This is a genomic window from Waltera sp., from assembly GCF_046969025.1.
GTDB lineage: Bacteria > Bacillota > Clostridia > Lachnospirales > Lachnospiraceae > Acetatifactor > Acetatifactor acetigignens.
In genome coordinates this window covers 1-12,518 of the sequence record NZ_JBKVQF010000030.1, presented here as the reverse complement: position 1 = coordinate 12,518, position 12,518 = coordinate 1, and the positions used below count along the sequence as shown (strand labels likewise).

At 46.7% G+C, this 12,518-nt stretch carries 15 protein-coding genes and 1 pseudogene; 1 reads left to right on the top strand and 15 read right to left on the bottom strand.

Going from position 1 to position 12,518, the window contains the following annotated elements:
• Positions 1 to 121: 121 nt before the first annotated feature.
• Entirely contained in the window at positions 122 to 616 is a 495-nt protein-coding gene (locus ACLTOH_RS13750) for a hypothetical protein (protein ID WP_022312894.1), read from the top strand.
• Between the two features lie 110 nt (positions 617 to 726).
• On the opposite strand, the gene ACLTOH_RS13745 is transcribed toward ACLTOH_RS13750, so the two are convergent.
• From ACLTOH_RS13745 to ACLTOH_RS13675, 15 genes and pseudogenes are all read right to left on the bottom strand, one after another.
• On the bottom strand, positions 727 to 1,017 hold the full coding sequence (locus ACLTOH_RS13745) for a DUF4870 domain-containing protein (RefSeq protein WP_022312893.1): 291 nt from the start codon (positions 1,015 to 1,017) through the stop codon (positions 727 to 729).
• Positions 1,018 to 1,080: 63 nt separating this feature from the next.
• Positions 1,081 to 1,509, bottom strand: coding sequence for a DUF2752 domain-containing protein (locus ACLTOH_RS13740; protein WP_227733224.1), 429 nt, complete (start codon positions 1,507 to 1,509; stop codon positions 1,081 to 1,083).
• Positions 1,493 to 1,945 carry a DUF4190 domain-containing protein gene (locus ACLTOH_RS13735; RefSeq protein WP_022312891.1) on the bottom strand — a complete coding sequence of 151 codons (453 nt, stop codon included), beginning with the start codon at positions 1,943 to 1,945 and terminating at the stop codon, positions 1,493 to 1,495. The genes ACLTOH_RS13740 and ACLTOH_RS13735 overlap by 17 nt, the downstream gene beginning before the upstream one ends.
• Positions 1,946 to 1,979: 34 nt before the next feature.
• On the bottom strand, positions 1,980 to 2,414 hold the full coding sequence (locus tag ACLTOH_RS13730; protein WP_022312890.1) for a TM2 domain-containing protein: 435 nt from the start codon (positions 2,412 to 2,414) through the stop codon (positions 1,980 to 1,982).
• A gap of 139 nt (positions 2,415 to 2,553) precedes the next feature.
• Positions 2,554 to 4,191 (bottom strand): hypothetical protein, encoded by a 1,638-nt coding sequence (locus ACLTOH_RS13725; RefSeq protein WP_118669127.1) that lies wholly within the window; start codon positions 4,189 to 4,191, stop codon positions 2,554 to 2,556.
• 81 nt (positions 4,192 to 4,272) lie between these two features.
• Positions 4,273 to 4,674, bottom strand: coding sequence for a hypothetical protein (locus tag ACLTOH_RS13720; RefSeq protein WP_022312888.1), 402 nt, complete (start codon positions 4,672 to 4,674; stop codon positions 4,273 to 4,275).
• A gap of 45 nt (positions 4,675 to 4,719) precedes the next feature.
• Positions 4,720 to 6,270, bottom strand: coding sequence for a DNA methylase (locus ACLTOH_RS13715; protein ID WP_412224263.1), 1,551 nt, complete (start codon positions 6,268 to 6,270; stop codon positions 4,720 to 4,722).
• Positions 6,271 to 6,406: 136 nt separating this feature from the next.
• A complete protein-coding gene (locus ACLTOH_RS13710; protein ID WP_118503774.1) occupies positions 6,407 to 7,417 on the bottom strand; it encodes a GGGtGRT protein in 1,011 nt (336 codons plus the stop codon).
• A 20-nt stretch (positions 7,418 to 7,437) separates the two neighbouring features.
• Complete coding sequence (locus ACLTOH_RS13705) at positions 7,438 to 8,130, bottom strand: iron-sulfur cluster assembly scaffold protein (RefSeq protein WP_022155100.1); 693 nt, start codon at positions 8,128 to 8,130, stop codon at positions 7,438 to 7,440.
• Between the two features lie 206 nt (positions 8,131 to 8,336).
• The gene (locus tag ACLTOH_RS13700; RefSeq protein WP_022312792.1) at positions 8,337 to 8,888 is read right to left on the bottom strand and encodes an inorganic diphosphatase; all 552 of its coding nucleotides are present in this window, start codon (positions 8,886 to 8,888) and stop codon (positions 8,337 to 8,339) included.
• Between the two features lie 111 nt (positions 8,889 to 8,999).
• Positions 9,000 to 10,247 (bottom strand): glutamate-5-semialdehyde dehydrogenase, encoded by a 1,248-nt coding sequence (locus ACLTOH_RS13695; RefSeq protein ID WP_337417280.1) that lies wholly within the window; start codon positions 10,245 to 10,247, stop codon positions 9,000 to 9,002.
• A 29-nt stretch (positions 10,248 to 10,276) separates the two neighbouring features.
• Entirely contained in the window at positions 10,277 to 10,852 is a 576-nt protein-coding gene (locus tag ACLTOH_RS13690; protein ID WP_022312794.1) for a 5-formyltetrahydrofolate cyclo-ligase, read from the bottom strand.
• The gene (locus tag ACLTOH_RS13685) at positions 10,849 to 11,067 is read right to left on the bottom strand and encodes a DUF896 domain-containing protein (RefSeq protein WP_022312795.1); all 219 of its coding nucleotides are present in this window, start codon (positions 11,065 to 11,067) and stop codon (positions 10,849 to 10,851) included. The genes ACLTOH_RS13690 and ACLTOH_RS13685 overlap by 4 nt, the downstream gene beginning before the upstream one ends.
• 29 nt (positions 11,068 to 11,096) lie before the next feature.
• Positions 11,097 to 11,969, bottom strand: coding sequence for a glutamate 5-kinase (proB, locus tag ACLTOH_RS13680; protein ID WP_022312796.1), 873 nt, complete (start codon positions 11,967 to 11,969; stop codon positions 11,097 to 11,099).
• Positions 11,970 to 12,287: 318 nt separating this feature from the next.
• Positions 12,288 to 12,518: pseudogene (locus tag ACLTOH_RS13675) on the bottom strand (FAD-dependent oxidoreductase); the annotation flags it as partial.

Sequence of the window (12,518 nt, the reverse complement as noted above, 5' to 3'; positions counted from 1 at the left end):
TTTTAATCATACCACAATGTCCTTTTATTCGTAAAGGGGACGTTTTAACATTATAAGGTTGCGTAAAACTGCAGAATATGATAAATTTTTAGATGGATCAAATGATTTGGAGGATATAATTTTGAAGAAAAAAATACTTGCCCTTACGGCCGGACTGCTGACCGCACTTACGCTTACCGCCTGCGGAAAGGATCCTGCGCTGACACAGTTTAAGGAGGAAATAGATTCTTTTTGTACCGAGATCTCCGATATAGATACCGAGATCAACAACGTAGATGCGACATCCGAAAATGCCACCGATGAACTTCTCGGTTATCTGGATCAGCTGGACAGCGCTTTTCAGGATTTTGCAGCGTTGGATTTTCCTACTGAATTTGATTATCTGGAATCTCTTGCCGATGAAGCAAGCGAATATATGACCACTGCGGTAGAGAGTTACCACGATGCCTATGATAACGGTGGTTACAATCAGCTGACCGCAGACTATGCAAAGGAAAATTATGCCAGAGCTTACAAGCGGATCCAGATCATCATCACTTTCCTGCACGGTGAACAGCCCGAAGATGTAAATCTGACCACTGCAGAGGAAACAGCGGCTGCTTCTGCTGCAGAATAGTTACAATTTTTTAATAATCACAGAAACGTGCGCTGCCAGGCGCACCCATAAAAAGAATCCCCGATGTAATGAACACCGGGGATTCTTTTTATGACTTATTTTCATTTTTATTATTTTAAAATCTTGATCTGGCCGATCAGAGGAACTTCCTTCTCCTGCTCCTGGCAAGCATAAATCAGACCCATGATCCAGCATACAAACAGAAAGATGCTTAAGATAGTGCCAACAATACCACCTACATAAGGAATGTAGTTGATTACTGCTGCAACGATCTGGCCGATCAGAATAACCAGAGCCTGATTCAGATGGAACTTAGCACCCTCTTTGTCACCTGCGCAAAAAGCAACGATCCAGCCGATCCAGGTAATGTAAGCAATGATACCCGTAGTTTTTTTATTCATGTTTTCTCCCTCTGCACTTTTGTGCGATAAAATATTCTGTATATGTAAAAAATGCAAATACAGTCATAATGTAATGTGAAACTTCAGAAGCAAAATATTCTTCAGAATAAAGTTCCCTATCATGATCCCTACCGCCGCATACAGATGCCATTCATGAAAGCGCCAGCCTTTGATCCTGCCAATATGTAATCTGGCAAGGGTCTGACTTAGCATAAAACCTCCAAAGATAACAACAGTATACGTAACCAGTGGATGATACCAGGTGGCCAGTAGCGGATGTCCAGTAAGCAGTGCACTTACCGCTCTCGTTCCACCACAGCCGGGACAGTAAATCCCAAATATTCGATAGACCACGCAGGTATATCCCTGCAGTCTCGGAACGATTATATGAAGATACAGAAAGCTTCCGATGCTTCCGACCAGCAGAAATATCCATCCTGCAATATAAAGCTGATCTTCCAGGCTCCGCTGGTTTTTAGTAGTAGTTTGCAAGTTCACTCATAAATGCTACAGAAAATACAGCAGCTAAGATTGTAATGATAATTCCCAGTACAATACCAATGATAGAACAGATCAGTCCAGCCTTTGCCAGGCCGGTCTTGCCCTGCTTGTTGGCAAATACTGCGCAAATAATACCACCGATTCCAAACAGTGCGCCGATCCATCCGGTGCAGCATCCAAGTACGATGGAAAGGATACCCAGTACCAGGCTGACAATAGCCAGTACATTGGTTTCTTTGTTCTCCGGCTGCTGTACAGGAGCTGTTGCAGCTGCCTGAGGCTGTACATTTGCGGTATAATCCTGATAATTGTTCACAGGCTGTTCTGTTACCGGGGTCTCCTGTACAGTTTCTGCTGCGGAGCTTACTTCTGTTGCAGTAGTATCTACTGTAACATTGTTTTCATTTTCAAAATTCTGTCCGTCCATTTTCTCCTCTTTCTGGCCTGGAAAAGGCCTGATATTAATCTGCCAGGGGATTACCCTTGCCGTCTGTGTCGATCTTGCCGGTCAGGATCATGATACCTTCTACCAGTCCCCAGATACCTACACCCATAACAATGAATACGCCGACTACCACACAGCATAAAAGGATTCCCACGATGGAAAGTACCAATTGGGTAACTGCCTTACCGGTATAGCCAAGATAGAAATTATGTACGCCGAACGTACCAAGGAAAATTGCCAACAGACCGGCTACCAGTTTGGATTTTGCATCCGGTGCCGGTGCCTGCTTATTGGCTACGCCACAGTTTAAACATACTGCTGCATCCGGAGCTAAAGGCTTACCGCAGTTATGGCAGTAATTATTCCCCTGTCCCTTGGCCACACCGCACTTTACGCACATCACAGCTTCGTCTGTCATATAAGGCTCGCCGCAATTCTTACAAAAGTACATTTATTCTTCCTCCCTCTTTTTTGTTCCTGACTCATTTCTCAGTCATTACTGTACATTATACAGGATGTTTGTATATTTTACCAGTGTTATTTTCACATTATAGGCTCTCATAACGTGCAATTTCTACCGGAAAACGAAGTTATTTCCGCCTTTTGTCACAAAATATGAATAATTTCCGATACAATTCGTAATATCCAAAAACTGCCATGACAGAGAATACCGGAATGGTATTATATAGATATCTGGCTCTTGCCTCGAATAACATAACAAATAAAAACATACCGATAAATGTAACGATCATCACAGTAGAAAGACACAGCCGGTCAGACAGGTTCTCTTCTGTCCGGTATTTGGGTCTGCGGATTGTTGACGCCGCCGTCCACAAAAGCATACCGGCCTCTGTTATGACTCCCAACAGTACAAAAAGCCATAATCCCTGGCTGATCGTCGTAAACCAGATATAATTGCTGCCGTCCTGCCAGTAAAAAGCCCTCAGAGGTTCTTTCCAGGAGCTGTCTATGTTCAACGGATATTCCCACGCCTGAAAATACCCTTCCTGATACCAGCTGAACGTCCCGTCGTTAAAATTCATGACCTGCTTACGCAGCCAGAACCGGATTGTACCCCAAATACCACGATCACCGATTCTTTTGCGGATTCCTTCCATCTCATATTGTATCCGGGTATTTTTATCCGTACCAGCAAAAGATCGTACGATCTCAAGTCCCTCTCCGGAACAGGCCCCGGTAGTATCCTCATTGAGGCCGTTATACATATAATTACTCCAGCCGATCTCCATATCCGCATTATAATCATACTGTACGGAACAGTAGATTCCATGCTTACAGAAAGCCCCAAGTCCGAAAGCCGCTATCAGAAGCAAGATTTTTAAGCCGATCTTCTGCAGCCGCTTACGCATTGGCACCTCTTCCCAGGCGGACCATACCAGATCCACCAGTACTACCGCAATCAATGTGACATAGCAGGTGGCTTTCATGATTCCGCCAAGGCACCCCAGAAACATTATCAAAAACCATAAAAGGTATTTCCGTTTTCTCCCATTCTTCCGGAACAATGAATACAGTAGAAGAATCAGGATCGGCATGGCAATGGTGCTTCCGTCCGTATAGGGAATAATCTTCCAGGGAGAGATTCCCAGAAAGATGCTCTGAAAGACCAGGGCAATCACGGAAATTCCAAGGTTCCTGCTGACCTGAAGGACCAGAAGTACTGAACAGAATACCGCCAGTGACAGCATGACGCACTGGAACTGGATCCAGATAAATTCCGGATTGTAGGGATACCCCTTAAGTCCTGAGGCAAAAGAATACAACTGATACAAAAGCCATGTAACGGGAATATTATTACTGTAGATCGTATAGTAATCGTCATACCCCAGTGTCTGGCCCTCATAAAGCCAGCGGGCGGAATTGGCCACCATGCCGCAATCCCAGCCACCGTAAAATGCAATGCATTTGGATATTTTTATATTCACAAGACAGAACAGAATACAGACTGCCAGTGTGATCCCGGTAAACCAGACTGCTATGCGTCCGGTGTAAGGAATCTTTCGCAGAAAATAGTACGCTGCCCCCAGTACAGCCACTCCGATCACCGCGCACAGGGATAGTACTTTATTTCCCTCCACGGTAATGATCTTATGCATTTCGTTGTAGTTCATATTGGTCCCGTAGAATACTATATAATAGAAAACAGGAAGAAACAGTACAAGCAAAAGCACTGACAGTGTTGCTGTACTGATACATTTTTTCTTCATTGTCAGAAATTCCTTTCCATTCTTGTTCACAAAATACTATTGGTAATATTTTAGCATTTCTCTGAACTATTTACAATGTAACTACAGAAAATCGATCCCGTAGATCCTCTCTACCGGAATTTCTGTTCCCTGTATCCGAAGGCTTTTTGTGTTCTCATCGATTTTGCGGACACAGCCTTCTACGGCAGTATAACTGCCGCCGTCCTTTTTCTCATCCGGCACAAAATAAATAATTTTCACCGGCACTGTGTCCAGCAGATGCTGTTGCAAATAAGAAATCTGGCGGTCGAGCTCCTGCTTCCTGTCCTCATCCAGTTCCACAAAACGGTCTGTCCGGCGGGCCGTTTCTCTCAGAGCGTCATCATATCCCGCCAATGCTGCAAACGGTGAAAACTGTGCAGCACGGTCCTGTAAAGCCATTCGGGGATGGGTGGCTGACACCGGGTGAGGCAGATGGAGCATGTCCTTATATTTTTCATTCATCTTTTTACTCTTTTCCTGTTATCGGATTTTGTGGTCCGATAAATATTATGCCTTATGTCCGCCAATCTGACGGTTCCTGTCTATGGTTGTGGCTCCCTCCTGCAGATCGGCAGCCTTCAGAATCGCATTCTTTCCATACTTTGATTTTACGCTGAGCATTGCTTCCTGCAAGTGTTTTTCTTTTTCCAGCCGTTCCTTTTCCAGCTGCTTTGTTTCCCGGGAAGTTTCTTTCTGCCCCGTTTGCAAAAAGCCTCCGGAGAACAGATCCATCTGTTCGTAGAACGGCTCTTCCTTTACGCTGTCCGCATCCTTTAGATGATTGGCCACCAGAGTGATTCTTCGGGTCAGCAGCATGGGATCTACAATCCGTTCATATAATCCCATTGTTGTCTCTGTAATCCTGCTGACTGATGCAGTCATTGCATCAAGGTTTCCAGTGCCGTGGGCATGCTTCGGCACGCTTCTGCCATAACGATCTACCGTGATTTCACCATGATAATGATCTGCGATCTCCGGAATCTTCAGGTTGTCAATATCATAGCCAACAGTCAGCACGATCTGATCTGTGACCAGCTTTTTTTCCACCAGATCCATTGCCAGCTGTTCTGCCATTTCCCGGACTACGATCTTGGCCTGCATAAAATCCGTGGCGCAATGCAGTACCTGGCCGGAGCTGATACAGTTAGTCTCCGGTCGATAGGATTTGATCAGGTCCATGGTCACCGGCTCATACCCCCAGGCATGATCGATCAAAAGCTCCGCATTGATGCCGAACATCCGGTACAGCAAATCTTCGTTATAGTAATCTCCCAGTCCTCCGATAGAGCATCTGGCCACATCGCCCATGGTAAACATTCCGGCGGCTTCCAGCTTCTTGCGGTATCCGGCGCCGACTCTCCAGAAATCCGTCAGCGGCCTGTGATCCCACAAAAGTTCCCGATAGCTGATCTCATCCAATTCGGCAATCCGGACTCCGTTATCATCCGGTTCCATATGCTTCGCTACAATATCCATGGCAATCTTGCACAGGTACAGATTGGTTCCAATTCCTGCTGTGGCGGTCAGCCCTTTTTTCTCCAGAATCTCTGTTGCAATTCTGGATGCTAGTTCTCTCGCTGTCATACCATAGGTCTTCAGGTATTGTGTCACATCCAGAAACACTTCATCAATAGAATAGACATGAATATCTTCCGGTGCGATATATTTCAAATAAATATTATAGATCTGGGTACTATATTCCAGATATCTCGCCATCCGGGGCGTGGCGGTCACAAAACCAACTTCCAGTTCCGGATGCCTCTGCAATTCATCCGCAAAGGTGCTTTTTCCCAAAAATCTGCCGCCAGGGGACCGCACTTTCCGCATGGCATTTACTTCTCTTACTTTGGAGATCACTTCGAACAGTCTTGCCCGTCCCGGGATTCCATAGGATTTCAGAGAGGGAGATACCGCCAGGCAGATGGTCTTCTGCGTCCGGGAAGCATCCGCCACCACCAGATTCGTATTCAAAGGATCCAGCCCTCTGTCAACGCACTCCACGGAGGCATAAAAAGACTTCAGATCCATGGCAATATAAGTATGGGATTGTGATTCCATTGCTGCCTCCTTTCAAACACTTTCTATAAATGATTATAGCAGAATGCATGTTCGATTACAAAGTAATTTTGTGGAAAAAAAGACTCCCGAACAATGTCGGGAGCCTTGAAATCCTTGATTTATCTGATTTTATGTTTTAGAACTTACCAGCCTTAGCAGCTTCCTCGATGGATACAGCAACAGCTACGGTAGCACCTACCATCGGGTTGTTGCCCATGCCGATCAGACCCATCATCTCAACGTGTGCAGGTACGGAGGAAGAACCAGCGAACTGCGCGTCAGAGTGCATACGGCCCAGAGTATCGGTGAAACCGTAAGAAGCGGGACCTGCAGCCATGTTATCGGGATGCAGAGTACGTCCGGTACCGCCGCCGGAAGCTACGGAGAAGTACTTCTTGCCTGCTTCCAGTCTCTCCTTCTTGTAAGTACCAGCTACGGGATGCTGGAATCTGGTAGGGTTGGTAGAGTTACCGGTGATGGATACGTCTACGTTCTCCTTCCACATGATAGCTACGCCTTCGGGAACGCTGTTAGCGCCGTAGCAGTTAACCTTAGCACGAAGTCCCTCGGAGTAAGCGATTCTCTCTACTTCGGTAACGGTGTTGGTGTAAGGATCATAAGAGGTCTCAACAAAGGTAAATCCGTTGATACGGGAAATAATCTTTGCAGCATCCTTACCAAGACCGTTCAGGATAACACGTAAAGGCTTCTGACGAACTTTGTTAGCCTTCTCTGCGATACCGATAGCACCTTCTGCTGCTGCGAAAGACTCATGTCCTGCCAGGAAACAGAAACAGTCAGTATCCTCTTCCAGCAGCATCTTGCCCAGGTTACCATGGCCAAGACCTACCTTACGGGTATCAGCAACGGAACCGGGGATACAGAATGCCTGTAAACCTTCGCCGATAGCTGCAGCTGCTTCAGATGCCTTTCTGCAGCCTTTCTTGATTGCAATTGCAGCGCCTACAGTGTAAGCCCAGCAAGCATTTTCAAAACAGATGGGCTGGATCTTCTTTACCTGATCGTATACATCCAGGCCTGCATCTTTTGTGATCTTCTCTGCTTCTTCGATAGAGGAGATACCATAGCTGTTCAGTACAGCGTTGATCTTATCAATACGTCTTTCATATGATTCAAATAAAGCCATTTTTTCTGTCCTCCTGTATCTTATTGTTTTCTGGGATCGATGATCTTAACTGCATCGTCTACACGACCATACTGGCCCTTAGCCTTCTCCCATGCAGTGTTGGCATCGTCACCCTTCTTGATGAAGTCGGTCATCTTGCCCAGGTTAACAAACTGGTAACCGATGATCTGATCATCCTTGTCCAGAGCGATACCGGTTACATAACCTTCTGCCATCTCCAGATAACGGGGACCCTTCTTCAGAGTACCGTACATAGTACCAACCTGGCTTCTTAAGCCCTTACCAAGGTCTTCCAGACCTGCGCCTACAGGCAGACCTTCCTCAGAGAATGCACTCTGGGTACGACCATAAACGATCTGTAAGAACAGCTCTCTCATAGCGGTATTGATTGCATCACATACAAGGTCAGTATTTAAAGCTTCCATAACGGTCAGACCGGGCAGGATTTCAGCAGCCATAGCTGCGGAGTGAGTCATACCGGAACATCCAACGGTCTCAACCAGAGCCTCCTGGATGATACCTTCCTTAACGTTCAGGGTCAGTTTACATGCACCCTGCTGAGGTGCACACCAGCCCACACCGTGAGTCAGACCGGAAATATCCTTAACTTCTTTTGCCTGCACCCATTTTGCCTCTTCGGGAATGGGAGCACAACCATGATGTACGCCCTGTGCAACGGGACACATTTCTTCAACTTCTTTTGAATAAATCATGTGAAATCTCCTTTCAATATGTACTTATAATACTATTGATAAAATAATATCATAATGGTCGTGTTCATTCTCTCATATTTCCTTTAAAAAATCTAGGGGTTTTGACAATTTTTTTCAATAGTTTATAGAAATAAACACCGTATCCCCCAATGAACTGCATGGGAAATACGGTGCTTTGTGATTGTTGAAAATCAATTATCAACAGCTTACCAACTCTTGATAAAGGTATCAATGTAATTGTCCAGACACTTTTTAATGACTTCAATTGCCTCATCTCTGTCGCCCTTTTCATTGACAGCAGTGGTCTTGTTCTCCAGTGCCTTATATACTGTGAAGAAATGCTCCATCTCGTCCACCACATGACTGGGCAGCTCGGAAATATCATGATAGCAGTTGTAATTGGGATCATTGAAAGGAACTGCAATGATCTTCTCGTCATTTTTGCCGTTGTCCAGCATGGAGATCACGCCGATGGGATACGCTCTTACCAGTGTCATGGGCTGTACCGGCTCGGAACACAGTAACAATACGTCTAACGGGTCACCATCATCACCGTAGGTTCTGGGAATAAAACCGTAGTTCGCAGGATAATGGGTGGAGGTATGCAGGATACGATCCAGGATCAGAAGGCCTGTCTCCTTGTCCAGTTCATACTTGTTCTTGCTGCCCTTGGAGATCTCGATGACACAGACAAAATCTGTGGGAGTGACTCTCTTGGTGCTCATAGTGTGCCAAATACTTCCATTTACTTCTTTCATAAATTTTCTCCTCTTCCTCTATAGTTATTTCCGACAGATGTCTTTGCATACAGGACAAAATACCCAGCCGGAGAATACGCAGATTATCCGCCTGTGGCGGGTCGCAAATGCTTATCTGCGGATCTGACCGTTTCCATGTATCTTGTATTTATAGGAGGTCAGCTCCTTCAGGCCCATGGGACCTCTGGCATGCAGCTTCTGGGTGCTGATACCGATTTCTGCGCCAAATCCAAACTCGAAACCGTCTGTAAATCTTGTGGAGGCATTGACATAAACACAGGCTGCATCCACTTCGTTTAAAAATTTCTCTGCAGTCTCCGTATTTTCCGTCACGATACATTCGGAATGCTTCGTATTGTAACGGTTGATATGGGCAATGGCCTCTTCCACGCTGTCCACAGTCTTGACAGATAGAATATAATCCAGATACTCCGTACCGTAATCTTCTTCTGTAGCGGGAATGCAGTCCGGCAGGATCTCCCGGGTGCTTTCGTCTCCCCGCAGTTCTACGTTCTTCGTCTTCAGGGCTTCCGCCATCTTCGGAAGGAACTTATCCCGGACGGCACGATGCACCACCAGAGACTCACAGGCATTGCAGACACCGATCCGCTGGGTCTTGGCATTCATCAGTATTTTTACCGCCATATCCACATCCGCATCCTTGTCCACATAGACGTGGCAGTTGCCGGTTCCGGTCTCTATGACGGGGATCGTGCTGTTCTCCACCACGCTGCGGATCAGTCCCGCACCGCCTCTTGGGATCAGCACATCCACATATTCCTTCATCTTCATAAACTGCGCAGTGACCGCACGATCCGTATCTTCGATCAGCTGTACGGCAGTCCTGGGCATACTGCAGGCTTCCAGTGCATCCTGTAATACTTTGACAATAGCGATATTGGAATGAATGGCATCGCTGCCTCCCTTTAAGATCACTGCATTTCCCGTCTTAAAGCACAATCCGAAGGCATCCGCCGTCACGTTGGGACGAGCCTCATAGATAATGCCGATAACCCCTAACGGTACTCTGACTTTATCGATTTTCAGTCCGTTGGGACGTTCGAAATGTTCTATGGTCTCACCGATGCAATCCGGAAGAGCCGCAATCTGCCGAAGGCCCTCTGCAATCTGCGCGATTCTCTCTCCGGTAAGCTTCAGACGATCCAGCAGTCCCGGATTCATTCCGTTGTTTTTCCCGTTTTCCAGATCCAGTACGTTGGCTGCAAGGATCTCTTCCTGTCTTTCACACAGATCATTTGCCGCTGTCTGCAGCGCCTTGTTTTTCTCTTCTGTAGTAAGCTTCTGCAATACATATTTGGCATCGCAGGCATTTTTTCCCAGTTCTAAAAGTTCCGACATTCCTTCCCCGCCTTTCCAAAACCAAAGATTTATACCAAAATCACCTGATAGGGCTTTACATCTGTCTCTTCCACAGGAACACTTTCGACCTGCTGGCAGCGGAACCCGACAGCAATACTGCGAAGTCTTAAGGCTTCCCTGTCTGCCAGATAGCGGTCATAAAATCCGCCGCCGTATCCCATCCGGTTGCCCAGGGGATCAAATACACTTCCCGGCATCAGAAGCAGACAGTTTGCTGCCTCTTCGGGAGCATATTCATAGCTCTCCGTATTGCCTTCCGGCTCCAGGATTCCCTTATAGCCCTCTTTCAATTCCGCCAGGGATTGAATCCGGTAAAAACGCATTTCCTGACCTTCCACCTTCGGAACATAGACACGTTTGCCATCCTGCAGAGCATTCTCCAGAATCTCTGTCGTGCAGATTTCACTTCCGTAGCTGACAAAGCCCAGAATCGTATCCGAGAGGTAATACCACTGGTGTCCCAGAATCCGCTCGGTAATGAGAAGATTCCCTCTCTCCCGTTCCGGCTCCGTCAGTGCCGCCCTGCGGGCCAGCACTTCCCTGCGCAGTTTCTTTTTCACTTCTCTGCGTTCTTCAGTGCTCATTTCTTCTTTTTATAGGACGGCTTTAATTTTTCAATGGTACCGTCCGGCCTTTCGATTTCGATGCTGTCCAGCTGCGCCTTCATATTGCGCTTGATGCTGTCCACGTATTCCTGTCTGAGAATGGACTGTTCCAGCTTTTCTTCGTCGGTCAGTCCCTCGCTCTGGGATTTATGATAAAGCTCATTGATGCGCTTTATTCTTTCATCCATATTCATAATGTATTCCTCTTTTCGTTGACGTATCATCACTGATTTTTGTGCAGATTCTGTACAAATTCCGGCAGATCAAAGCTTTCATCCTTATGTGCCACGAATAAAGTACCTTCGTTTTCACCGGATAACAGACGATGAAGTACTCCGATGTCCTTGCTGTTGGCAATGATCATATCCACATCCGAACTGGTGGCAATCTTCGCCGCGATCATTTTGGTATTCATGCCGCCGGTCCCCACATTACTGCCGGTACTGGCCTTGCCCATATGCATGAATTCCTCCGTGAGTTCATCCACCTGTTCGATAAATTCCGCATTGGGATTCTGCCTGGGATCATCGGTGTAGAGGCCATCGATATCTGACAACAGGATTAGCAGATCTGCATCGATCAGTGCTGCCACAATAGCCGACAGGGTATCGTTGTCACCAATCTCAATCTCGTAGGTCGCTACCGTATCATTTTCATTGACAACGGGAATTGCTCCCATTTTCAATAGCTGGGTGAAGGTATTATGGGCATTGTAGCGGTTCAGATTGTCCACGATGGTATTTTTCGTCATCAGGATCTGTGCTGCTACCTGATTGTACTCCGCAAAAAGCTTCTGGTAGGTCATCATCAGTCTTGCCTGGCCGATGGCGGAACAGGCCTGCTTGATCGCCATGGATTCTGCCTGAGTCTGCCCCTCCGTAGTCTTTAAATGCACTGCCTGTTTTCCGGCGGCGATAGCACCGGAAGTCACAAGTACGACTTCTTTCCCCTGATTGCTGATATCGCAAAGCTCTCTTACCAGCTTTTCCAGACGAGTATAATCCAGGTCTCCCGTCTCGGCATGCTGTAAGGAGGAAGAACCGATCTTAACGACGATTCTTTTCTTATCCTTGATTTGTTCCCTTATGTTATTCACGTGATTGCCTTTCTAAGTCCATATTATGATGCCAGGGTCAAAAGGTCTAAGCCCACATGAGCTTGCTCATAGGTGGGTAAAAGACCTTTTGACCCGCCCCGATATGAGCATAAAAGTGGGATGATAATCCCACGATATGCGAATATTGGGTGGATTGTGGGAGTGCGTAGCACGGAGCAATCCGTAGGCATCAAAGTCGGGGGCTTTTGACCCCGACATCATATTATTAGGTTAATATATTCAGCGCCTCCCCCGAAAAATCGATCTGCAGGATGCAATCTCTGAATATTTGAATCATATAACATTTTCTGCCATACGTCAACGCTGTAGCGGAGCAAACTGTGAAGCGATCTGTTCTGCTACGCGGATACCGTCCATGGCGGCGGAAGTGATTCCTCCGGCATATCCGGCCCCCTCTCCACAGGGATAGCAACCCCGGATGGCAGACTGTAACTCTTCATCCCGTTCGATCCGCACCGGGGAAGACGTCCTGCTTTCCACACCGGTCAGGATCGTTCCCGGAGAGGCAAAGCCGTGGATCTGTCTGTC

Excerpts from the sequence above, each read along its gene's own strand:
- ACLTOH_RS13745 (WP_022312893.1), bottom strand. The coding sequence starts at position 1,017 with ATGAATAAAAAAACTACGGGTATCATTGCTTACATTACCTGGATCGGC.
- ACLTOH_RS13735 (WP_022312891.1), bottom strand. The coding sequence starts at position 1,945 with ATGGACGGACAGAATTTTGAAAATGAAAACAATGTTACAGTAGATACT.
- ACLTOH_RS13730 (WP_022312890.1), bottom strand. The coding sequence starts at position 2,414 with ATGTACTTTTGTAAGAATTGCGGCGAGCCTTATATGACAGACGAAGCT.
- ACLTOH_RS13725 (WP_118669127.1), bottom strand. The coding sequence starts at position 4,191 with ATGAAGAAAAAATGTATCAGTACAGCAACACTGTCAGTGCTTTTGCTT.
- ACLTOH_RS13720 (WP_022312888.1), bottom strand. The coding sequence starts at position 4,674 with ATGAATGAAAAATATAAGGACATGCTCCATCTGCCTCACCCGGTGTCA.
- ACLTOH_RS13715 (WP_412224263.1), bottom strand. The coding sequence starts at position 6,270 with ATGGAATCACAATCCCATACTTATATTGCCATGGATCTGAAGTCTTTT.
- ACLTOH_RS13710 (WP_118503774.1), bottom strand. The coding sequence starts at position 7,417 with ATGGCTTTATTTGAATCATATGAAAGACGTATTGATAAGATCAACGCT.
- ACLTOH_RS13705 (WP_022155100.1), bottom strand. The coding sequence starts at position 8,130 with ATGATTTATTCAAAAGAAGTTGAAGAAATGTGTCCCGTTGCACAGGGC.
- ACLTOH_RS13700 (WP_022312792.1), bottom strand. The coding sequence starts at position 8,888 with ATGAAAGAAGTAAATGGAAGTATTTGGCACACTATGAGCACCAAGAGA.
- ACLTOH_RS13695 (WP_337417280.1), bottom strand. The coding sequence starts at position 10,247 with ATGTCGGAACTTTTAGAACTGGGAAAAAATGCCTGCGATGCCAAATAT.
- ACLTOH_RS13690 (WP_022312794.1), bottom strand. The coding sequence starts at position 10,852 with ATGAGCACTGAAGAACGCAGAGAAGTGAAAAAGAAACTGCGCAGGGAA.
- ACLTOH_RS13685 (WP_022312795.1), bottom strand. The coding sequence starts at position 11,067 with ATGAATATGGATGAAAGAATAAAGCGCATCAATGAGCTTTATCATAAA.